The sequence below is a fragment of the Aliidiomarina halalkaliphila genome (assembly GCF_007096385.1).
Taxonomy (GTDB): Bacteria; Pseudomonadota; Gammaproteobacteria; order Enterobacterales; family Alteromonadaceae; genus Aliidiomarina; species Aliidiomarina halalkaliphila.
The window spans coordinates 232960-254731 of record NZ_VJWL01000001.1; the positions used below are offsets into that span (position 1 = coordinate 232960).

The following is a 21772-nucleotide window of genomic DNA, read 5'->3' on the forward strand; positions in this document are numbered from 1 at the left end:
GTAAATACTCCTACATGTATGTATCTTCGAAAACTGACGATTAATTGATTTTAACAGGAATTGCGCCATCTGGCTGTGTCAGTAATTGCGTGAGTTCATCCGCAGGGAGCGGACGGCTGTAATAAAAACCCTGACCAATGGTACAACCACGCTCAATTAAGAACTCGGCTTGCTCTTGGGTTTCAACACCTTCTGCAACAATACCAATATCTAAGTTTCTGGCTAAGCTAACGATCGTTTGGGTAATAGTGGCGTCGTCTTTGTCGTCGGGTAAATCCTTCACGAACGAGCGATCTATCTTCAGTGCGTTAATCGGGAAGTGCTTCAGATACGACAGCGACGAATAACCCACACCGAAATCATCAATGGCCAAGGTAATGCCGTTATCACGCATATCGTGCATAAATTGGGTGTGCGAGCTGCTATTTTCGATGAGCACTTGCTCGGTTAACTCTAATTCTAAATACGCGGTTGGAATGCCGGCACTTTTCACTGCAAAAAGAATTTGCTCGGTAAGGTCGGGGAGCTGGAAAAGGCGTCCGGAAATATTGACCGACATGCGCAAGTCATTAAAGCCCAGGTCACGCCAGCGGGCAAGCTGACGGCACGCAGTTTGTAGAACAAATTCGGAAATAGGGATAATCAGGCCTGAGTCCTCGGCAATAGGTATAAAACGATCCGGACCGATCATGCTGCCATCATCTTCAATCCAGCGCACTAATGCTTCCACTCCAATGACTTTGCGTGTGGTCATATCGACTTGCGGCTGGTAGTACACCGTAAGCTTGTTTTGCTCAATGGCATATCGTAACTTTTTCGATAAATCGAGCCGATCGCTCAATTCGTCGTGAAGTTCTTGGCTGTAGACGTGCCAAATATTCCGGCCTTTGTCTTTCGCGCGATATAAGGCGGTGTCTGCATGGCGCACAAGTTCTTCGGCATCTTCCTCGCCAGTTTGCGTTAAGGAAATACCAATACTACCGGTTACAAAGATCTCATAACCTTCTACATGGAATGCGGTGTCTAATGCTGCGATAACTTCGTCAGCGAAATCTTCCAGATCTTTTTGTTCTTGTAAATCGCTAACAAGAATGGCGAATTCATCGCCGCCAAGGCGGGCCAGTAATGAGCGGCCCACGTGCAATTCTGACAAGCGCGCGGCCACTTGTTTCAACAGGGCATCACCAATATTGTGGCCAAGGGTATCGTTCACTTCTTTAAAGTGATCCAAATCGATGAGCAACACGCCAATTAACTCGCGTTGCTCGCGCAAGCGCAGGATTTCACTTTTCAAATGCGCGATGACAGCGTTACGGTTAGCAAGGCCTGTGAGTGAATCGTGCTCTGCCAGATAAGCTACACGCTTTTCAATTTTCTCTCGTTCTTCAATTTCGTCATAGAGCTCACGGTTCGCTTCTTCGAGCATACGCTCCCGCACGCGGCTGACACCTAAAAGGTACAATACAAAGGTCAATAATGTAGTGACCAATGAGCCGGAAATGAGGACGAGTAGCGGCAGCTTATTGCGCATTTGTTGCAGACGGGTGGGCGAGGGCCAAAGTTCCATATGCCAGCTTTCCCCAAACAACTGAAACACCCGATCAGAACCCCATTGTGTACGGAGACTATCGTCGCTGGCATAGTTAAATAAAATGCCGCCATCGGATTGGCGAATGACCCGAAATTGAGAACCTTCGGTAATGTGACGACCAATGATCAGATGCAGTAAACGATTGGTATCGAGCAGACCTGCGTAATAGCCCCGAGGCTCTCGTTCCAATTGAGGCACAATTAAAAGAAGATCTGCCGGATGTTCGCCCATGCTATCGGCGGAGATTAAATAGCGAACGCCATGATTAAATTTGTGTAACCAAAACATGATGTCTTGGGGCACTTGGCTGGCTGCCGTCGGCATATCGGGATAACGTGCGGAAATTTCGCCTTCAGGCGTAAACCAGTATAACGTGCGGAATTGGCGATAATACGAGGTGACCGTTTCACCTTCGTCGACCCATGCAGGGCCATTCAAGCCTTGGCGGCTTATCCAAGTGAACCCAAACATGTGTGATTGTAGTTCACGGCGCACTTCGAGCTGTAATGCGTAGAGTTCAGCATCAAGTTGGTCACGAATACTGTAATTGTCGGCATAGCGCAACGAGAAGGTCAGAAGTAGTGTCATCACAACTCCTGTTAGCCCCGCAATAATGGCTTCCCTGTGTTTTCTCAGTTTGCGCATGTAATTATTATCGTTATTTATTTATGAGACATCGCCATCATTACGTAAATAACAAAAGAACGCAATGGAGCATCACGTTCTTCCGCTGTTTTAGGTAGATGGCTACTGTTTGTCTCTTGTTTACGTCAATTCAGCGCGATTTTTGAAAAACTCGAGCGCCTCTGGGTTAGCCAGCGCATCGGTGTTTTTGACCGTTTCGCCATGAACAACCTGCCTGACGGCTAGTTCAACGATTTTTCCGCTAATAGTGCGTGGTATATCGGCCACTTGCAAAATAACTGAAGGAACGTGTCGTGGGGTCGCGTTAGCGCGGATCACCTGTTTGATTTCCGTGCGTAGTTCATCGGTGAGTTCCACACCTTCACGCAATTTAACGAAGAGCACGATGCGCTCGTCATCTTGCCAACGCTGACCGATGGCGATGCTCTCTAGTACCGCATCAACTTTTTCCACTTGGCGATAGATTTCCGCGGTGCCAATGCGCACGCCACCAGGATTGAGTACCGCATCGGAGCGTCCGTAAATGATAACCCCATGTTCAGGCGTCAGCTCGGCGTAATCGCCGTGGGCCCATATGTTCTTAAAGCGGTCGAAATAGGCACTGTGATATTTGCTACCATCGTTGTCGTTCCAAAATCCGGTAGGCATACAAGGGAAGCTCTGTTCACACACCAGTTCGCCTTTTTCGCCGAGAACCGGTTCGCCGTTGTCGTTGTAAACATTGACGGCCAAGCCAAGACCGCGACACTGCAATTGACCGCGATAAACGGGTAAATTCGGGTTGCCCAGAGCAAAGCAAGAAACGATATCTGTGCCACCGGAGATGGAGCTTAAGCAGAGATCGGATTTAATATCACGATACACATAATCAAAGCTTTCTGGGGCCAGCACTGAGCCTGTGGTGAGAATGGCGCGCAAGCTGGTTAGTTTGTGACTTTCTTGTGGCTTCTCTCCGGCTTTCTGAAGGGCAGCCAAATACTTCGCACTGGTACCAAATACGGTAATGCCTTCACGGTCGATGAGATCAGGCATGGCGGCCGGGCTTGGATAAAATGGAGACCCATCGAATAGTGCCAAGCGGGCACCTAAGGCAAGCCCAGAGACCAGCCAGTTCCACATCATCCAACCGCAGGTGGTAAAGTAGAAGAAGGTATCATCACGACGGATATCTGTGTGCAGCGCTTGTTCCTTAATGTGTTGCAGTAGGGTGCCACCAATCCCATGCACAATACACTTGGGAACCCCGGTGGTGCCTGAGCTGAACATAATGTACAGCGGATCGTTGAAGCGACGTGGGACAAAGGTCAATTCTGAGGCCTCGGAAACCAGATAGTCACGCCAAGCCGTGGCCTTTTCGATATGGTGTGTGGCAGGGGTAAACGGGATGACAACTAACGCTTCAACGGATGGAAGTTGCGCACGAATTCCATTCACCTTATCGCTGATATCAATGGTTTTACCGTTGTAGTAATAGCCGTTGACGGTCAGCATCACTTTCGGCTCAACTTGACCGAAGCGATCAAGGACACCTTGTTCACCGAAATCAGGTGAGCAGCTCGACCAAACCGCGCCTAAACTGGTGGTTGCCAACATGCCGATAATGGTTTCAATACAATTGGGAAGCATGCCTGCAACGCGATCACCGGCACTCACCCCTTGTTGCTTTAAGGCCTCTGCTAACTGAGCGGTTTGCGTATAGAGTTCTTGGTAGGTGATTTCGGTGCGTTCGTTTAATTCATTGGTAAACACCGCCGCTGGGCGGTTATCGCGGTAACGTAAGAGGTTTTCTGCGAAATTGAGGGTGGCATCGGGAAACCATTGTGCACCTGGCATTTTATCGCCATCCCGCAGTACCGTGTTTCCTTTGTTGCCGATCACACCAAAGTAATCCCATAAGAATGACCAGAAATCTTCTTTATTATCGACCGACCACTGATGAAGCGCGTGATAATCTCCGGAAAAAGACACACCATAGTGTGTTTCGATAGCACGCATAAATTGCGTCATTTGTGTGTTGTCGATGGCGTCTGGCTTTGGAGCCCACAATTGGCTTGCTTTGGTTGTCATCGGGATACTCTTCTTTTTATTCGCTAGTGGATGTAGTCGCACGGGTGGCTAAACGAGCCAAACTCACGTTGGAACGTGGTTTTGTGCCTAGGGCCTGACATATATCATGGCCTGCCTGAATGACTGCATCTAAATCAATGCCGGTTTCGATCCCCATGCCTGCGAGCATATACAACACATCTTCAGTGGCGACGTTACCACTGGCACCCTTGGCATAAGGGCAACCGCCGAGGCCTGCTACTGCGCTGTCGAGTACACGCACGCCCATGGGCAAGCAGGCCGCAATATTTGCGAGGGCCTGACCGTAGGTATTATGAAAATGCAGCGCGAGATGTTCCATAGGCACTTCTTTGGCCACCGCGGCGAGCATACGTTGGGCCGCGAGTGGTGTGCCGACACCGATGGTGTCGCCCAAAGAGATCTCATAGCAGCCCATATCGAATAAGGTTTTGGCGACACGGACCACATCGGCGAGAGGCACTTCACCCTGATAGGGGCAGCCAAGTACGCATGATACATAGCCCCGAACCGGGATATTTTGAGCTTTCGCTGCGTCGATCACGGGAGCAAATCGCTCCAGCGACTCGGCAATGGAACAGTTAATATTTTTTTGGCTAAAGGCTTCAGATGCAGCACCAAAAACAGCCACTTCATCAGCGCGGGCAGCCATAGCTAACTCGAAACCTTTGAGATTTGGCGTCAGCGCAGTGTAGGTTACCCCATTACGACGTTGTATTGCTGCCATGACATCGCCACTGTCAGCCATTTGCGGGACCCATTTCGGGCTGACAAAACTTCCCGCCTCAATGGTTTGATAGCCTGCACCACTTAATGCGTTAATCAGGGCGACTTTAGCGTCAGTCGATACGGCCTTTTCATTTTGCAGACCATCGCGAGGGCCTACTTCAACGATGCGAACCTGATTGGGCAATGCCATAGTTACTCCGCAGCTGTAAGACTAATAAGTTCAGCGCCGTCGGTGACCAGATCACCTGCGGCAAAGAACACGTTCTCCACGCTGCCATCGAAAGGCGCGCGGATCGTGTATTCCATTTTCATTGCTTCCATAATTACGAGGGCTTGGCCTTCCGTCACTGTGTCACCTGCGTTGACGTTCACGGCAACTATAGTGCCATTCATAGGAGCCGTGAGAGATCCGGCCTCTTCTTCATGAATCAGCTCTGAGACGGCATCATAGATACGCGCATCGAAACGGCCGTAATCACTAAACAAGGTAAGGGCAGTTCCCACCATGGCTACTTCCGGCGTGAAGCGTTTATTGCCAATCACTACGGCACCGTGGGGTAGCAATGTAATGCTGCGATTCGCATCGGCCCAATGCAGTTCGTTGCCGTTTTGGGTGAGATCCATGCGTACCGGCGCTTCCGCGTATTGGGCGATCAATTCCACATGGTGTTTGGCGTCTGCGTTGACACGCCAGCCATTGGTCATGCTCCAAGGGTCTTGGCTATGGGTTGCTTGGCGCTCACGAATAATGTGGGCGGCCAACACCAGAAGCGCATCTTGCTCGTCTAATTCTGCGTCTTGCTGTAACAGAGCATCGCCATATTGCTCAATAAATCGAGTACTCACACCACCTTCACGGAAGGCTTGATGATCGGCGATTCGATACAGGTAGTCGGTGTTAGTGGTTACACCCGCAATTCGCGTGTCGCGCAAGGCATGACGCAAGCGACGTAAGGCGGAATCCCGATCTTCATCCCATACAATCAGCTTTGCAATCATCGGATCATAGAAGGCGGTGACATCATCGCCTTCAATAATACCGCTATCCCAGCGACTGTATGGCGAGTTTTCAGGATGACGCAAGAAAGTGACATTCCCGGTACTCGGCATAAAGTTTTCGCTGGCGTTTTCAGCGTAAATGCGTGCTTCGAAGGCATGCCCATCGAGCTCGATGTCGTCTTGTTCGAGCGGCAATACATCGCCTGCGGCCACTCGAATCTGCCAATCCACCAAATCAATCCCTGTGATCATCTCCGTTACCGGGTGTTCTACCTGCAAGCGCGTATTCATTTCCATAAAATAGAAATCTTGGCGTTCATCGAAGAGGAACTCGACCGTTCCAGCACCCACATAATCAATCGCTTGGGCTGCCCGCACGGCGGCTTCGCCCATGGCTTTGCGCAGCCCTGGAGTGAGCCCAGGGGCTGGGGCTTCTTCAATAACCTTTTGGTGACGGCGCTGCACCGAGCAATCACGCTCAGCTAAGTAGAGCGCATTGCCGTGCTGATCACAAAAAACTTGAATTTCCACGTGCCGTGGTTGGGTGATGAATTTCTCTACCAGCATTTTGTCGTTACCAAAGCTGGCTTTGGCTTCGCGCCGAGCGGAGGCAAGAGCTTCGCTAAACTCGCTTGCGCTTTCAACCACGCGCATGCCTTTACCACCACCGCCATAGGCGGCCTTTAGAAGTACCGGGTAGCCGATTTTCTCTGATTCAGCAGCGAGTAGATCATCGCTTTGGTCATCCCCATGATAACCAGGAACCAAGGGCACACCGGCTTCCTGCATGATTTTCTTCGCCGCACTTTTTGATCCCATGGCTGCAATAGCAGCAACGGGTGGGCCGATAAAGATCAAGCCGGCATCGGTGAGAGCACTGGCAAAATCTTCATTCTCAGAGAGAAAACCATAGCCTGGATGCACTGCTTGGGCACCCGTAGATTGTGCTGCTGCGATAATACGATCAGCGCGCAAGTATGATTCGCTGCTGGGGCTGCCACCAATGTATACGGCTTCGTCGGCTTGAATCACATGCTGCGCATTGCGATCCGCATCTGAATAGACAGCAACGGTTTTAATGCCCATTTCACGTGCTGTACGAATGACCCGGCAGGCAATTTCACCGCGGTTGGCAATTAAGATTTTTGAAATTGGCGTCACTGTGCTCATCTTATTGTTTTCCGTGTGGTTGTTTGGATTGCCAAGCTGGCTGTCGCTTCTCTAAAAATGCAGATAAGCCCTCTTGTCCTTCGTCGGACACTCGAATTTGGGCAATGCGGCGCGCAGTTTCTTTTACCATATCAGCATCGAGGGGGTGTTGGCTCACGTAAGCAATAAGCGATTTACAGGCCTCTAGCGCGGCGGGACCGTTGTTCAATAGCGCTGTGATGAGCGGCTCTGCAGCACTCTGTAACTCGAGGTCGTCATCGCTTAACACGTGATCTAGTAAACCATGCTGCAGGGCCGTGTGCGCACTAAAGCGTTCGGCAGTGAGCATATAACGGCGCGCTGCAGGTTCCCCTAATGCTCTTACCACGTAGGGGCTGATCACCGCTGGAATTAAGCCGATTTTTACTTCCGAGAGACAGAAACTTGATCGGGCAGTTGCGATAGCCATATCACAGCAGGCCACTAAACCAACAGCACCACCAAATGCGGCACCATTGACGAGGGCAATGGTGGGAAGTCGAAGATGGTCCAGTTCCCACATTAACGCGCCCAGCTCACCGGCGTCTGTAACGTTCTCGTCGAAATTCTTCTCAGCCATGGAGCGCATCCAATTTAAGTCTGCGCCTGCTGAAAAGTTCTTACCATTGGCCTGTAACACCAGTACACGCGCTTCTTGTGAATCGCTGGCTTGCTTTAAGGCAGCACGCAGCTGCGCAATCATGTGATCGTCAAACGCATTATGTACGTCGGGACGATTCATGGTGAGCCAAGCAATACCGCGCTCATCAATGGAAAAATCTACGTAACTCGACATGATCGGCTCCTTTACATGCGGAACACGCCAAAGCGTGTGTCGGCAATCGGTGCATTCAGCGCGGCGCTAATACTCAAACCAAGAACCGTGCGTGTTTGGGCAGGATCGATAATACCGTCATCCCACAAACGCCCAGAGGCATAGTAGGGGTGTCCTTGATGCTCGTAAGTGTCAATAATCGGTTGCTTAAAGGCGTTTTCGTCTTCTGCAGACCAGCGTTCACCTTTACGTTCTTTCCCATCGCGAGTGACTTGCGCCATGACGCCTGCGGCTTGCTCGCCACCCATCACAGAAATACGGGCGTTGGGCCACATAAACATGAGCGTTGGATCGTAAGCGCGACCGCACATACCGTAGTTGCCTGCGCCATAGCTGCCGCCAATTAATACGGTGAACTTCGGAACTTGCGCGCAACTTACGGCAGTAACCATTTTGGCACCGTGTTTGGCGATCCCTTCAGCCTCGTATTTTTTACCCACCATAAATCCGGTGATGTTTTGCAAGAATACCAGTGGAATTTTGCGCTGAGCACAGAGCTCAATAAAGTGAGCTCCTTTTTGCGCAGATTCAGAGAAGAGAATGCCATTGTTGGCAATAATGCCCACAAGGTAACCATGAATACGGGCAAAACCTGTCACTAGGGTATTGCCGTAGTTTTGTTTGAATTCATCAAAATCAGAGTCATCAACGATACGCGCGATCACTTCACGCACATCATAAGGCTTACGCAGATCTGTTCCGACAATGCCGTAGATCTCTTCTGGGGCATAGCGGGGTGGTTTTACTTCGGCGATATCCAGCGCTGCTTTCTGTGGGCGATTGAGTCGCGCCACGGAACGGCGCGCAAGATCTAAGGCATGTTCATCGTTTACCGCGAAATGATCCGCAACCCCGGAAATGCGGGTATGTACATCGGCGCCACCAAGTTCTTCAGCACTGACTTCCTCGCCAGTGGCCGCTTTCACCAAAGGTGGACCTGCCAAGAATATGGTTCCCTGTTCTTTAACGATAATGGATTCATCCGCCATCGCCGGTACATAGGCTCCGCCCGCCGTACACAAGCCCATCACTACGGCTATTTGTGGAATACCTTTCGATGACATATTGGCTTGGTTAAAGAAAATCCGGCCAAAATGGTCCCGATCCGGGAATACTTCGTCTTGCCGCGGCAAGTTGGCTCCGCCGGAATCCACAAGATAGATACACGGGAGATGGCAGCGTTCTGCAATTTCTTGGGCGCGTAAGTGTTTTTTCACGGTAATGGGATAATAAGTGCCGCCTTTTACTGTGGCATCGTTTGCCACAATCATGCACTCAACACCGCTTACGCGGCCAATACCGGCGACGATGCCAGCCGCTGGCACGTAGTCGTCGTATACATCCCAGGCGGCGAACTGGCCGATTTCAAGGAAAGGGCTGCCTGGGTCGAGCAATCGTTGGATCCGATCCCGGGCCAACAGTTTGCCCCGCGACACATGGCGTTCCTGGTAGCTTTTACCACCACCTTGTTTAATCTGTTCAGCCTTCTCGCGGAGATCAGCGAGAACGTCTTGCATGGCTTTCTCATTGGCGAGAAAGCCCTCATCGCGGGTGTTTATTTTACTGGAGAGGATTGCCACAACGAGGCTCCTTTTGCATTAACCGTTTATTTTGATTCCGCAAAAATTTCGCGACCGATCAGCATCCGCCGAATCTCTGATGTACCAGCACCGATTTCGTATAGCTTAGCATCTCGCAGTAAGCGTCCGGTGGGGTATTCATTGATATAGCCGTTTCCGCCTAATAACTGGATTGCATCAAGAGCGAGCTTGGTGGCCAGCTCTGCTGCATAAAGAATGGCTCCGGCGGCATCTTTACGGGTAGTTTCACCCCGGTCACAGGCTTTAGCTACCGCATAAACATAGGCGCGGGCTGCATTCATTTGGGTGTACATATCGGCAATCTTGCCCTGTACTAATTGGAATTCACCAATGGCTTTTCCGAATTGCTCACGCTCGTGGATATAAGGCACCACAACATCCATACAGGCTTGCATAATTCCTATCGGACCGGCCGCCAATACCGCGCGCTCGTAATCGAGGCCACTCATCAGTACCTTTACACCTTCATTGAGCTCACCGAGGATGTTTTCAGCAGGAACGCGGCAGTCTTCGAATACGAGCTCACAGGTGTTGGAACCGCGCATCCCAAGTTTATCGAGCTTTTGCGCTGTGCTAAAACCAGGCATATCTTTTTCAATAATAAAAGCGGTGATTCCTTTTGAGCCAGCACTGGGATCGGTTTTTGCGTAAACCACCAATACATGCGCGTCAGGCCCATTGGTAATCCACATTTTATTGCCGTTCAGAATGTAATGATCACCGTCTTTCTTAGCGGTGAGTTTCATGCTGACTACATCGGAACCAGCATTGGGCTCACTCATGGCAAGAGCACCTACATGTTCACCGCTAATCAGCTTAGGGAGATACTTGTGTTTTTGCTCAGTGGAGCCATTGATCTTAATTTGGTTTACACACAAATTGGAGTGGGCACCGTAACTTAAACCAACAGATGCAGAGGCGCGGCTAATTTCTTCCATGGCGATGACATGCTCGAGGTAGCCCATACCGGCACCACCGAACTCTTCTGGCACTGTGATGCCAAGGAGGCCCATATCACCAAATTTTTGCCATAAATCGGCAGGAAACTCATTTTTCTCATCAATTTCAGCGGCGCGCGGAGCAATTTCGTCACGGGCAAAAGCATTCACGTGGTCCCGCAGCATATCGGCGGTCTCGCCCAAATCAAAATTAAAAGTCTTGTACGTACTAAACATAATTACTCCTGAAAATTAATTCGCGCTGTTAGCTGTTTTTGTGGCGAGCTCGGTGCGGCAACCCGACTCAACGGCACTAAGTTCGTGCAATACCACTTTAATATCTTCTAATTGTTGGCGGAGGGCGGCTTTTTTATCTTCAATCAAGGCGAGCATGGTTTGCAGTTGGTTTACGCTACTACCATCCCGCTCATACATATCAAAGAGGGTCTTGGTTTCCGCAAGGGTAAAGCCTAATCGTTTACCTCGTAGAATGAGCTTGAGTCGCACCCGATCTTTTTGTTTGTAGATACGGGTTTGGCCACGTCGCTCAGGAATAATGAGGCCTTGGTCTTCGTAAAACCGAATACTTCTCGTTGTGATATCAAACTCACGAGATAGGTCACCGATACTGAAGGTATCTTGAGTTCGACGAACCCGCTCTGGGCTCATTGCAAATTCTTCGCTCATGATTTTCGCACCCTTGCCATGCCTTATGGTTACAAGGTAAGCTAACACGAAGTTTACGTTAACGTAAAGTGCGTGTTAAGAATTGAGCTGCCTATCAATGGCTCAGGTGGAAGCCTTCATTTACGGGCAGCAATGCGACTCTGTCGTGTGTAAATTCGCGATCAGAGGCGTAATTCTTCACAATAGCGCCACATAGATACAGACTCTCGTTATTGAAACGACAAATTGACCTAGCTGGAGACCTAACCAATGAGTTCTGATGCAATTGTAATTGTCAGTGCTGCACGTACGCCGATGGGCGGCTTTATGGGCGAACTAAGCGCAGTGAGTGCCCCAGATTTAGGCGCCACCGCCATTAAAGCGGCCGTCGCTGCGGCTGGAATTCAAGGTGATGACGTAAGCGAAGTCATTATGGGGTGTGTATTACCCGCGGGTCTTAAACAAGCCCCTGCGCGGCAAGCAATGCTCGCTGCCGGCTTACCATTAAGCACGGGTGCTACGACCATAAACAAAGTGTGTGGCTCCGGTTTAAAAACCGTGATGTTTGGTCATGATCTCATTACAGCCGGTTCGGCAGCGATCGTTGTAGCCGGGGGGATGGAGAGCATGTCGAATGCACCTTACCTGCTGGATAAAGCCCGTTCGGGTTACCGCATGGGCCATGGTCAAGTGATTGATCATATGATGTTTGATGGGTTACAAGATGCCTACGAAGGCAAGGCCATGGGGTGTTATGCGCAAGATACTGCAGATCAGTACGGATTTACCCGTGAGGATATGGATGCTTTTGCTATTCGTTCATTAGAGCGGGCGCAGGACGCTATCGCCCAGGGGTGGTTTGAGAAAGAAATTGCTCCAGTAAGTTACAGCGACCGCAAGGGTGAGGTGACGGTAAGTATTGATGAGCAACCTGGAAAGGCGCGTATTGACAAAATTCCGTCACTGCGTCCTGCTTTTGCCAAAGATGGTACTGTCACGGCGGCGAATTCAAGCTCTATTTCTGATGGCGCTGCTGCCCTTGTGTTGATGCGAGAAAGTGATGCTAAAGCTCGGGGCTTACAGCCACTAGCACGCATTACAGCGCATGCCACCCATTCGCAAAAGCCATCTGAATTTACTATGGCGCCAGTGGGTGCCATGAATAAGGCGCTTGAAAAAGCGGGATGGAGCAAAGATGACGTTGATTTGTGGGAAATCAACGAAGCCTTTGCCATGGTGACCATGATTGCCCTGAAAGATATGAATTTAGATCCAGCGAAAGTAAACGTTCACGGCGGCGCCTGTGCATTAGGGCACCCCATTGGCGCTTCTGGAGCGCGTTTGTTGGTTACGCTTATCCACGCTCTGAAGCAGCGGAATCTGAGTAAGGGGATGACGTCACTTTGTATTGGTGGTGGCGAAGCAGTAGCGCTGGCGGTAGAAGTGATCTAAAGCAAATCTCCTTGTACCGAGTTTTACCAGAACGCGAGATATCCTTGGATAGCTCGCGTTTTTTATATGTGAACCTTTTGTCTAGTTTTCACGTATAACGTGTACGCACAAATAGTTGCGTGGAGAGATGAGGGCGCTCGGATGGAATTACATGAGTCGATTAAACAAGGGCAGGGATTTAGCGTAGCTGCGCGCGATGTACTTACATTTCTGCAAACTCGTTTTGATTTCGCATTGTGGATGGTTACCCGTGTCGAGGGCGATAATTGGATCGTACTGCATGCGGAAGATAGTGGCTATGGGATCGACGTCGGACGCGTGATGTGTTGGGCAGATTCGTATTGCGCCAAAATGGTACGAGGAGAAGGCCCTCAGATTGCACCAGACGCTCAGCAAGTGCCGGCCTACGCGGAAGCGAAGATAAATCAATTAATTCCTATCCGTGCTTATTTAGGCATTCCGTTAACCCAAGAAGACGGCACTGTTTTTGGGACACTATGCGCGGTTGATGCGCAACCAAAGCATCCAGATTTGGCGAAGGACACCGATTTGCTAGCACTTATGGGGCGTTTGCTCAGTTCAGTGCTGCAGTTTGAACTTGCCTTGGAAAAACAACAGCGGGCGCAAGAACGTTTAGAATTTCAAGCCCAGACCGATCTTATGACTGGCATCTTTAATCGCAACGCCTGGGATACCATGCTTGAGCGTGAAGAGAACCGGTGTCGTCGCTTCGGTCACGGTGCCGGCGTGGTCGTTGTGGATCTCGATCGCCTGAAGGAAACCAACGATACACACGGTCACCCCGCCGGAGACAAGCTACTCAAACGTACCGCACAATGCTTGCAAGAGGTGAGTCGGAAGACAGACATTGTTGCTCGCATTGGTGGCGATGAGTTTGGCATTATCGCGGTTGAGACGGATGCGGTGGGGTTAGAACAGTTTGGGCAGCGGGTACGACGTCAATTGTGCAACGCAGGTATCGCCGCTTCTGTCGGTGTGGCTAAGCGGGAGTCGGAAGTAAAAGGATTACAACATGCATGGGAGCAAGCCGATCAAGCAATGTTCGCTGAAAAGCGAGCCACGCAACGGTGCTCGGCAGGGTAGTGCCCTTTTGCTAACGTGATGCGACGGCATTGTGGGTCGCAGGAAGATAAAAAGGCCTCAATGTGGGTTGGGAATCACACTGAGGCCTTTCCGGTTTTGCGGTCAACTGCTATCACTTTAGAGTACAAAGGCGTACAGATAAGCAGCGCCGGCAATCACTCCCACCACTGACAATACGCCGGGCACAATGACATTGGCTAATAGGTTTTTGCGGATTTCTTCATTCATGGCTCACTCCTTGCTCGCGCCTCTCTTGCAGCGAGCGTTAATAAATAATACTAACTTGAACCAGAGCTCTGTTTCCCCTCAATCCCTTGGGATGCGCTAATTATACCTAGACGCAATACTGAATTGGGAAAAATTCGCATGAAATCGATTTATGGATATCCTGAGTTTGGTTAGGGCAAAAAATAACCAATTCGAGTGAGCGACTCGAATGAATCGCTCACTCTAGAGGTAACATTAACGGGTCGTGCACTCCGTACACCGGAGATAGATTCCGCGAGGGTCATTAAATTCGCTAAATAATGACCACGATGACATAGCCTCGTGCACCAATGCATCGAACTCACTCGCAGAAGGCCCTCGACTATTGAATAGCTGCTGGATAATGCGGTCTCGGAATGACATTTCCTTTTCCGGCCATAAAACCGCGTAGGTGTCTAACCCAGCTTGTTCTGCTGCACGCTCGATCGCCGTTTCAATGCTAGCCAGCTCGTCTACTAAACCTAACGTGAGTGCTTGTGTTCCCGACCATACTTGACCTTGTGCTACTTCGTGTACTTCATCGATAGTCATATTGCGTGTTTCGGCGACTAGCGCTAAAAACTCTGCATATATTTTATCAACGCCGGACTGCATCATTGACTTAAATGCTGGAGTCAGTGGTTTGGTAATGGTCATAAACGGCATCTCGGTTGTTTTCACACCGTCGTAATTGATACCGATATCCGCTAAGGCTTCATCAACAATAGGTAACATGCCAAATACGCCAATGGAACCAGTAATCGTGGTTGGTTCAGCGATGATCTGATCGGCACCTGCAGCAATCCAATAACCACCTGAAGCAGCGACAGAACTCATGGACGCAATCACAGGTTTCCCGGCCTCCCGTAATAGTAAAACCTCCTGGCGAATCACTTCGGAAGCGAAGGCGCTACCACCGGGGCTATCAATACGGAGCACAACAGCTTTTACTTTGTCGTTGTGACGTGCGTCACGAAGTTCACTGGCAAGTCGATCACCGCCTATTTCATTGGCGCCTCCGCGGCCGTCGACAATCACGCCAGACGCCTGAATAACAGCCACTTGCGATGACGCAGTTAAACTTGGGAAGTTGCGATTCTGCTCGGCCATCGGCAACGTGGATAAGTAATCTTTGTGGCGAATTGAACGAAAGCTATTGGTGTCGTTATCTATCCCTACACGATCAATGAGGTACTGGGTCATTTCATGGCGATGTTTCAAGCCATCCACATACCCACCGTTCACGGCGAGTTCTGCTAAGTTTTGTCCGCTTTCTTCGAAAATCGCCATGAAATCTTGTTCTTTACCTGAAGCGACTCGGGGATCTAGCGGGCGCTGACGTTGCACTGTGTCCAGGTATTCGTCCCAAAGCACACCTAACCAGTTGGATAAATTTTCCCGTGCCTCGTCTGACATACCTTCGAGCATGTAGGGCTCAACAGCCGACTTGAAATCACCGACGCGAAACACGTGAATGTTGATGTTTAATTTATCCAGTAAGCCTTTGTAGTATGGACGCAGGCTTTCTAGGCCTGTCGCATCAACTACGCCTAATGGATTGAGGTAAACCTCAGAGGCCTGACTGGCAAGTAAGTAGGGGCCTTGCATAAAGTAGTCTGAATAAGCGTACACGGGCTTACCAGAGGCTTTGAATTCATTGATGGCATCGGCGACGCGAATCAGTTTGCTAACACCACCACCACCAAAATTACGCAGATCGAGATAGACCCCATGGATGCGATCATCTGTTGCTGCATGTTGCAATGCTCTCTCAAGTTCATGCACGGGCTGTTGCGTTGGAGGAGCTCCAAAAAACAAGGTATCTGGAAGCGAATCTAATGGATTTGTGCTTACTGCCTCATCGACCAGAATACCGGTCGGTGCGAGCACCAAAAGGCCACCATCAGGCACTTTCACTTTATCGCTTGAAGAGAAAATGGCAGTAAGGACCAACACCACCACAATAATAGTGAGCAGGTGGGCCGTATAACGGCGAATAGCGGAGAGGATGATTCCAATCCGACCAAATATCTTTTTTAGTAAGTCCATGACAAGCTCCAGAAATTAATCGCAGCGCATTCTACGATATTGCACTCTAGTGTGCGTTAAAAATTTGTAACAAGCTATTTCATCTGACAAGAAATTTACGTTGTTTTTGCTTTCCGTTACGTCCGTTTTCAGCGTTGGTTTTCAGAGATACGTATAATCTAAGGTATTCTCGAAAGGTTTTCACGCCGTGCCCCGTGAACTAAAGCATGGCATGCTCACTCCTATGAATGCGCAGTAACGCGTGAACACGTTAAGGTCTGCCGATGCAGAAGTTGATGCGAGTTGTTTATCAAGGGATCGCCATAGGCGGCCTGCTTTGCCTATTGCTGATGCTCAGCATCGGTGAAGCTTTCGTGTACATCAACGAGCTTGCCCTGGTACTGATTTTGTTGCTGTTTGCAGTATGCGCATATGCGTATGTGAATGAAATTCGGTTATTGCGGCGACACGCGTTATTGGCTTACGTATTTAGCGCTCAGAGCCGCACGAAACGCTTCTTGTGGGATGGTTTCATTACCCAGTTTATCCATGCATTGGTGGGCTGGGGGATTGCCTTGAGCGTTTTTGTGTTGACGTTGCGGTTAACCGTATTTGAGTGGGCAGCGTTGACGCTAGGTGTGCCTATATTTATAGCGCTATTCTTCGCTTTACGCTCACATATCGGGCGGGAACTTGATGCCCGCTATCAACGAATCTTGGTTACCCGGGCGTCTTTGTGGGCCACTGTTTTACTCATCGCGACCTTGTTATCTCTGCTCCAAGTGTTTTTCCTTGAGGTTCCGGATACGCGCCATCTCAATTTGGCAGAGTTAACGCTGCAGCATTGGCAGGCAAAACCTGAAACGAGCGTAGTCTGGTTAGGTTATTTGGTCGCTGCTTTAGATGTGATTTACGCCGCCTTATGGCATAGCTTGCAACTTGCTAGTTCATTACCTACTGGGCTCAGTGTAGGCGCACTCTTGGGCATTTGGCTCACGTTCCTTATTCTCAACGGCATTCAGATCGGACTGGTTTTTACGCTAATCCTAGGACTGTCAGTTTTGTTGCGGCGTGCGCAAGGTAACGAAGCTGGGGAAACAGGCGTTGCTGGAGCCCTAGCGCGACTAAAATTAGGCTTTATTATTGGCTTGCTCTTGCCTGCACTGCTGATTACTGGGGCGCTCTATGTCGCTGAACGTTCGTCTTGGTGGGAACGCCCACAGAATGAATCGGCTCAGGCGACTCCTGTTATTGCTCAGGATCCATGCACGCGCGATCGCCTAGACACCGATTTAGATCGTTTGGCAGAGGCGTCGGATGCACGTTTGCAGCAATACTCGGTGACCCTTGAACAAGCTCTTGAGCGGCGACTTCGTGTAGGCTTGCAACAGGCATTTGTGCATGCAGAGCCAGCGGTTGATCGTTTTCTAGACTGGAATTACAGCATTCGCGGGCAATATCAGCAAATCGCATTATTGGCCGCAGCGAGTGTGAGCGAGCAAGCATTCTCAGAGAAGTTGGGTGAGCGCTTGGAGCAAGAGCTCGCTAGCATGCTCGAACCCGCATTGTTGGCTCTAAATGCGCAAGTGGATGCGGAAGTCGCGACAGCGTTGCGCGGTGTCGTCACTCAACAAGAACGTTGGTTGCAGCAGGCACAGACGCAAGTGCGCTGCGAGTTAGAGGCGATTAGTTTAGCGCCTGTACGTGAACAACTGCATCAGTCTTGGGTCGGGACTGGAGCAGTGGGCGGCGCTTTGGCATGGCGGCTAGCGGCGGGAGCCGGTACCCGTGCGGCATCGCGTACAGGTGTCCGCCGTGCCTTTGCAGGACTGTTCACCCGCGCAGGTGCGCGAGCGGCAGCGGCAGGCGGTGGGGCATCCGCCGGTGGGTTTTGCGGTCCGATGGCATGGCTCTGTGTACCGGTGTTAGTTACAGGCTCTTGGCTCGCCGTGGATTACACTATGGTGGAAGTAGACGAACGCCTGCATCGAGATAATATGCGCCGGGCCATTCTCGACGCTCTGGCTCACGAAGAAGAGCGTATTTATCAAGGCTTACGTGAGCACTATATGGCGCAGTTACATGGGGTGTTGGCTCTCATGGATCGAGAACAACGTGAACATTTCAATATCTGGCGAGATGGTCTTGGCCGTGAGATTAAGGAAACACGGCGAGAAAGTGATCATCCTTAAGAGTTTGTTCACCTTGCCAACGATAAGCGGTCAGGGGGCCATTGCGACCGGCTGAGTAATCTACGCAGGCACAGTAGGGAGATTGCACTTGAGGTGTACCGCTGAGCCAGTAATGCCCAAAAAACACGGGTTTATCGCCTTGATAGGCGAATTCTCGGAGTACTTGGGCATCGGCGCTTAGATCTGCAAGTGCCTTTAATGCTTCTGCATTCTTTCTAGGATTCGGGATGTGGGCAATCTCGGCCAACGATGACGGGTTTGATTCCCACCAAGAGATCCGCACTTGATAACGCTCTTTGTCTTTGTGATCAAAAAACGAGGTACCTGGCGGAAGGTTTACTTCCACACCCTTGAGCACAGTTTCCGTAGCGCAAAAGAGGGGATCAGATTCGGTGAACGCGGGAACCCATGCGTGTTCTTGCAAACTGTTGTCGGGATTCAAGTAAGGGGCGAGCACGCGTAATGAGGGCTCATGCCAGCATGCATGCACGACTCGAAAAGGGCCTAAATCAAGAAATAGAGGTAAGGTCTTAAACCAGTCGAGCCAATATTGTCGCTCGTCGGGATCCGGCAACTCTTCAAGAAACTCAATATGGTGGGCACGATTCTCATCGGAATGTTCCCGCAAATAGCCATCGCCATCCGGGCGCGGCATCGCATAGCCAACTGCATTGAGTTCGTGGTTCCCCATAATCACATGGGCGCTGCCTGCATCTTGCATCGCTCGCACTATGGCCATTACCTTGCGATTTTCTCGGCCATTATCGATAAGGTCACCGACAAACACAGCTATCCGTTCGGGATGCCGATACGTGCCATTTTGATCAAGTTGGTAGCCCAGCGCCTCTAACAGGGCAATTAATTTATCAGCGTGGCCGTGGACGTCTCCGATTACGTCATAGCCTGAAAGGGATGTTGCTGGTTGACTCGCGCCCGTCATGAAGACTCCCTGTGCAATCAAGATTCTGATATGTCACCAGAGTATCCTGACTCGGAGGGCGCGAGCAACCTAATATGGCAGTAAAAAGCCTTTAATTATAAGGGCGTGGCTTGGGCTTTTTAGGACGTTTTGGCTTTGCAGGTGCAGGCGCACTTCGGGCCGGAAGCGATACCTTAGCAAAGTTAGGAAGTGTCTTTTCAACAATGGTTTGTTGAATGAGTCGTTCAATGGCTTTGATTTGCTTTACATCTTCATCGGTGACTAAGGAAATCGCCAAACCACTGGCACCAGCACGGGCAGTACGACCAATACGATGCACATAATCTTCTGGTACTTGTGGTAAATCGTAATTGAGTACTAAGGGCAGTTGATTAATATCTAATCCCCGTGCGGCAATGTCTGTGGCCACTAATATCTGTACGCGACCTGCTTTGAAGTCATCTAATGCTTTGGTTCGTGCACCCTGACTTTTGTTCCCGTGAATGGCTGCGGCTAAAAAACCAGCCTTGTCTAATTGTTTCACGAGGCGATTGGCACCATGTTTGGTACGCGAGAACACCAAGGTTTGTGGAATGTCGTGGGCACGAATCAAGGCCGCTAGCATGGCTGGCTTATCTTCTTTCAGCACTGGGTATACATGCTGCTCAACGCGATCCGCGGTGGCATTTGCGGGGGCGACTGCAATTTCCACAGGGTTGACTACAAGGCCCTGCGCAAGAGCACGAATCGGGGCAGAAAATGTGGCAGAGAACAGTAAGTTCTGGCGCTTCGGAGGAAGCAGCTTAAAGATACGCTTAATGTCGTGGATAAAGCCCATATCGAGCATACGGTCCGCTTCGTCGAGAACGAGAATCTCAAGTTTCGGAAAGCGTACTGCGTTTTGTTGATGTAAGTCGAGTAAGCGACCTGGCGTTGCCACCAATATATCGACACCTTTGCGTAACTGCATCATTTGCGGATTGATCTTGACACCACCAAATACGACAGCGTGTGATAGGTTCATCTTACGGCTGTAGGTTGCGACGCTGGCGGCCACTTGTGCGGCTAATTCGCGGGTTGGCGTTAGAATGAGAACTCTGGCTTCATTCGGCTGCGCTCGCACGCCATCTGCAATTCGCTCAAGAATCGGCAAGGTAAACCCAGCGGTTTTTCCGGTTCCGGTTTGCGCCGCAGCCATCACATCCTTTCCGTTAAGTACGGCAGGTATAGCGGCTTCTTGAATTGGAGTTGGTTGGGTGTAACCCGTGTGGGCGATGGCATCAAGTATTTCGGCGCGAAGGCCAAGGTCGGCAAATGTCATGAACTAGCAGATACTCAGAGGAGAAAAGAGGGCGCAGCATACAGGAGATACGGGCGCCCTGCAAATTCAGCGGCGTTATGGTGTTCGCTGAAAACGCGATGCCAGCCATACCGCGAGGAGGATGATCACGCCGCCAAAGAATAGATTCGGCCAGTTAACATCTTGGCCCCACAAAAGAAAATTGACCACAAGCCCTGCGGGGATGAGTGCATTATTCATGGTGGCAAGTTGGGCAATATTAACCATTTTACTGGCGATGCTCCACAGCATATAACCAACTCCAGAAGCGCCAAGGCCTAACCAAATTAGAATTGCCCAATGGGTGGAGGTGCTAGGCATACGATTAAAATCGGCGAATAACACCATGCCTACACCACTGACGATACAGGCACCAATAAAAAAGAGGGCATATTGCTGCAATTGTGCACGAGCGGGGCCGAGGGCCAGGCGCTTGTATGCCACTTGGCCAAAGGCGAAACACAGGTTGGCACCCTGAATCAGTAGAAATCCGGTCCAGAAACCGCTAGACACTCCTTGATAGCGTATAAGCCCTGCACCAATCACCGATAACAAAGCGGCAATCCACCAGATGAGCGGCAGCGCTTTGCGATTGAGGAGCTGTTCGTCGAGCAAGGTAATGTAGAGGGGGGTGAAAATCGTGAATAACAGTACTTCAGCCACGCTAATGTGCAAGAACGCATGGTACAAGAGCAAATACATCATGCCAATTTGTATCGCCCCAATTCCCATGAGCTGCCACTGTTTACGGGCGCTCATTGCCCCGAGACGTAAAAATGGCAGGAGTAGGGCGGCAGCCAACACCATGCGAATAAACACTGCGATATAAGCATCGACATCGGGTGCGAGGTATACGCCAATCAGAGAGAAACTAAAGGCCCATACGAGGGTAATTACACACAAAATAAGCATACTAACCGGCTCTCCAGGGTAAGGCTGGGCAAAGAACGCAGTATACGGAGGAAAAGTTGGAGGGAAAAGGCCCAGAGGTATAATCGGGCCCGAGGCCGTATTGAGGCGGGGCGGTGGGAAAGCCCCGTGGGGGACGCCGTAAATGCATCCGTGCAGGCTTGGGCGCGGCATCCCTGCCGCGCACACCCCCACGCGACTTATCCCATCACCGCGCCAGATTTACCTCAATCGTACCCAACGTACCGCTAGAGGCCCAGAGGCAGAGTTGGCCTCGCGAGGGACGCCGTAAATATATCCCTATAG

15 protein-coding genes are annotated in these 21772 nt (G+C 50.5%); 3 read left to right on the forward strand and 12 right to left on the reverse strand.

Annotated elements, in window-relative coordinates:
- Positions 1 to 40 precede the first annotated feature (40 nt).
- The 8 genes from FM042_RS01145 to FM042_RS01180 all read right to left on the reverse strand — a co-directional run bounded on the left by FM042_RS01145 (position 41) and on the right by FM042_RS01180 (position 11298).
- The gene (locus tag FM042_RS01145) at positions 41 to 2179 is read right to left on the reverse strand and encodes a putative bifunctional diguanylate cyclase/phosphodiesterase (RefSeq protein ID WP_185960659.1); all 2139 of its coding nucleotides are present in this window, start codon (positions 2177 to 2179) and stop codon (positions 41 to 43) included.
- 177 nt (positions 2180 to 2356) lie between these two features.
- Positions 2357 to 4303 (reverse strand): acetoacetate--CoA ligase, encoded by a 1947-nt coding sequence (locus FM042_RS01150; protein WP_143233923.1) that lies wholly within the window; start codon positions 4301 to 4303, stop codon positions 2357 to 2359.
- A 16-nt stretch (positions 4304 to 4319) separates the two neighbouring features.
- Positions 4320 to 5240 carry a hydroxymethylglutaryl-CoA lyase gene (locus tag FM042_RS01155; RefSeq protein ID WP_143233924.1) on the reverse strand — a complete coding sequence of 307 codons (921 nt, stop codon included), beginning with the start codon at positions 5238 to 5240 and terminating at the stop codon, positions 4320 to 4322.
- Between the two features lie 2 nt (positions 5241 to 5242).
- Complete coding sequence (locus FM042_RS01160; RefSeq protein WP_143233925.1) at positions 5243 to 7219, reverse strand: acetyl/propionyl/methylcrotonyl-CoA carboxylase subunit alpha; 1977 nt, start codon at positions 7217 to 7219, stop codon at positions 5243 to 5245.
- A 1-nt stretch (position 7220) separates the two neighbouring features.
- Positions 7221 to 8033: an enoyl-CoA hydratase-related protein gene (locus FM042_RS01165; RefSeq protein WP_143233926.1), complete on the reverse strand. Its 813-nt coding sequence runs from the start codon at positions 8031 to 8033 to the stop codon at positions 7221 to 7223.
- 11 nt (positions 8034 to 8044) lie between these two features.
- A complete protein-coding gene (locus FM042_RS01170) occupies positions 8045 to 9652 on the reverse strand; it encodes a carboxyl transferase domain-containing protein (RefSeq protein WP_143233927.1) in 1608 nt (535 codons plus the stop codon).
- 26 nt (positions 9653 to 9678) lie between these two features.
- Entirely contained in the window at positions 9679 to 10848 is a 1170-nt protein-coding gene (locus tag FM042_RS01175) for an isovaleryl-CoA dehydrogenase (protein WP_143233928.1), read from the reverse strand.
- 15 nt (positions 10849 to 10863) lie between these two features.
- Positions 10864 to 11298, reverse strand: a complete 435-nt coding sequence (locus tag FM042_RS01180; protein WP_232366317.1) for a MerR family transcriptional regulator — start codon at positions 11296 to 11298, stop codon at positions 10864 to 10866.
- Between the two features lie 249 nt (positions 11299 to 11547).
- Here FM042_RS01180 and FM042_RS01185 point away from each other — a divergent pair, with 249 nt between their 5' ends.
- Both FM042_RS01185 and FM042_RS01190 read left to right on the forward strand, forming a co-directional pair.
- Positions 11548 to 12729, forward strand: a complete 1182-nt coding sequence (locus FM042_RS01185) for an acetyl-CoA C-acyltransferase (protein WP_143233929.1) — start codon at positions 11548 to 11550, stop codon at positions 12727 to 12729.
- A gap of 141 nt (positions 12730 to 12870) precedes the next feature.
- Positions 12871 to 13833 (forward strand): sensor domain-containing diguanylate cyclase, encoded by a 963-nt coding sequence (locus tag FM042_RS01190; protein WP_143233930.1) that lies wholly within the window; start codon positions 12871 to 12873, stop codon positions 13831 to 13833.
- 462 nt (positions 13834 to 14295) lie between these two features.
- On the opposite strand, the gene sppA is transcribed toward FM042_RS01190, so the two are convergent.
- Complete coding sequence (gene sppA / locus FM042_RS01195; RefSeq protein ID WP_143233931.1) at positions 14296 to 16128, reverse strand: signal peptide peptidase SppA; 1833 nt, start codon at positions 16126 to 16128, stop codon at positions 14296 to 14298.
- Positions 16129 to 16391: 263 nt separating this feature from the next.
- Between sppA and FM042_RS01200 the strand changes: the two genes are divergently transcribed.
- Positions 16392 to 18299 (forward strand): hypothetical protein, encoded by a 1908-nt coding sequence (locus FM042_RS01200; protein ID WP_143233932.1) that lies wholly within the window; start codon positions 16392 to 16394, stop codon positions 18297 to 18299.
- Here the strand turns inward: FM042_RS01200 and FM042_RS01205 are convergent.
- From FM042_RS01205 to FM042_RS01215, 3 genes are all read right to left on the reverse strand, one after another.
- Entirely contained in the window at positions 18265 to 19239 is a 975-nt protein-coding gene (locus FM042_RS01205) for a metallophosphoesterase (protein WP_143233933.1), read from the reverse strand. The genes FM042_RS01200 and FM042_RS01205 overlap by 35 nt on opposite strands.
- Positions 19240 to 19330: 91 nt before the next feature.
- Positions 19331 to 20539 carry a DEAD/DEAH box helicase gene (locus FM042_RS01210; RefSeq protein WP_143233934.1) on the reverse strand — a complete coding sequence of 403 codons (1209 nt, stop codon included), beginning with the start codon at positions 20537 to 20539 and terminating at the stop codon, positions 19331 to 19333.
- 75 nt (positions 20540 to 20614) lie between these two features.
- A complete protein-coding gene (locus FM042_RS01215; RefSeq protein WP_143233935.1) occupies positions 20615 to 21469 on the reverse strand; it encodes an EamA family transporter in 855 nt (284 codons plus the stop codon).
- Between the last annotated feature and the right edge of the window lie 303 nt (positions 21470 to 21772).

Coding starts and splice junctions, on each gene's coding strand:
- FM042_RS01145 (WP_185960659.1), bottom strand. CDS start 2,179: ATGACACTACTTCTGACCTTCTCGTTGCGCTATGCCGACAATTACAGT.
- FM042_RS01150 (WP_143233923.1), bottom strand. CDS start 4,303: ATGACAACCAAAGCAAGCCAATTGTGGGCTCCAAAGCCAGACGCCATC.
- FM042_RS01155 (WP_143233924.1), bottom strand. CDS start 5,240: ATGGCATTGCCCAATCAGGTTCGCATCGTTGAAGTAGGCCCTCGCGAT.
- FM042_RS01160 (WP_143233925.1), bottom strand. CDS start 7,219: ATGAGCACAGTGACGCCAATTTCAAAAATCTTAATTGCCAACCGCGGT.
- FM042_RS01165 (WP_143233926.1), bottom strand. CDS start 8,033: ATGTCGAGTTACGTAGATTTTTCCATTGATGAGCGCGGTATTGCTTGG.
- FM042_RS01175 (WP_143233928.1), bottom strand. CDS start 10,848: ATGTTTAGTACGTACAAGACTTTTAATTTTGATTTGGGCGAGACCGCC.
- FM042_RS01180 (WP_232366317.1), bottom strand. CDS start 11,298: ATGAGCGAAGAATTTGCAATGAGCCCAGAGCGGGTTCGTCGAACTCAA.
- FM042_RS01185 (WP_143233929.1), top strand. CDS start 11,548: ATGAGTTCTGATGCAATTGTAATTGTCAGTGCTGCACGTACGCCGATG.
- FM042_RS01190 (WP_143233930.1), top strand. CDS start 12,871: ATGGAATTACATGAGTCGATTAAACAAGGGCAGGGATTTAGCGTAGCT.
- sppA (WP_143233931.1), bottom strand. CDS start 16,128: ATGGACTTACTAAAAAAGATATTTGGTCGGATTGGAATCATCCTCTCC.
- FM042_RS01200 (WP_143233932.1), top strand. CDS start 16,392: ATGCAGAAGTTGATGCGAGTTGTTTATCAAGGGATCGCCATAGGCGGC.
- FM042_RS01205 (WP_143233933.1), bottom strand. CDS start 19,239: ATGACGGGCGCGAGTCAACCAGCAACATCCCTTTCAGGCTATGACGTA.
- FM042_RS01210 (WP_143233934.1), bottom strand. CDS start 20,539: ATGACATTTGCCGACCTTGGCCTTCGCGCCGAAATACTTGATGCCATC.
- FM042_RS01215 (WP_143233935.1), bottom strand. CDS start 21,469: ATGCTTATTTTGTGTGTAATTACCCTCGTATGGGCCTTTAGTTTCTCT.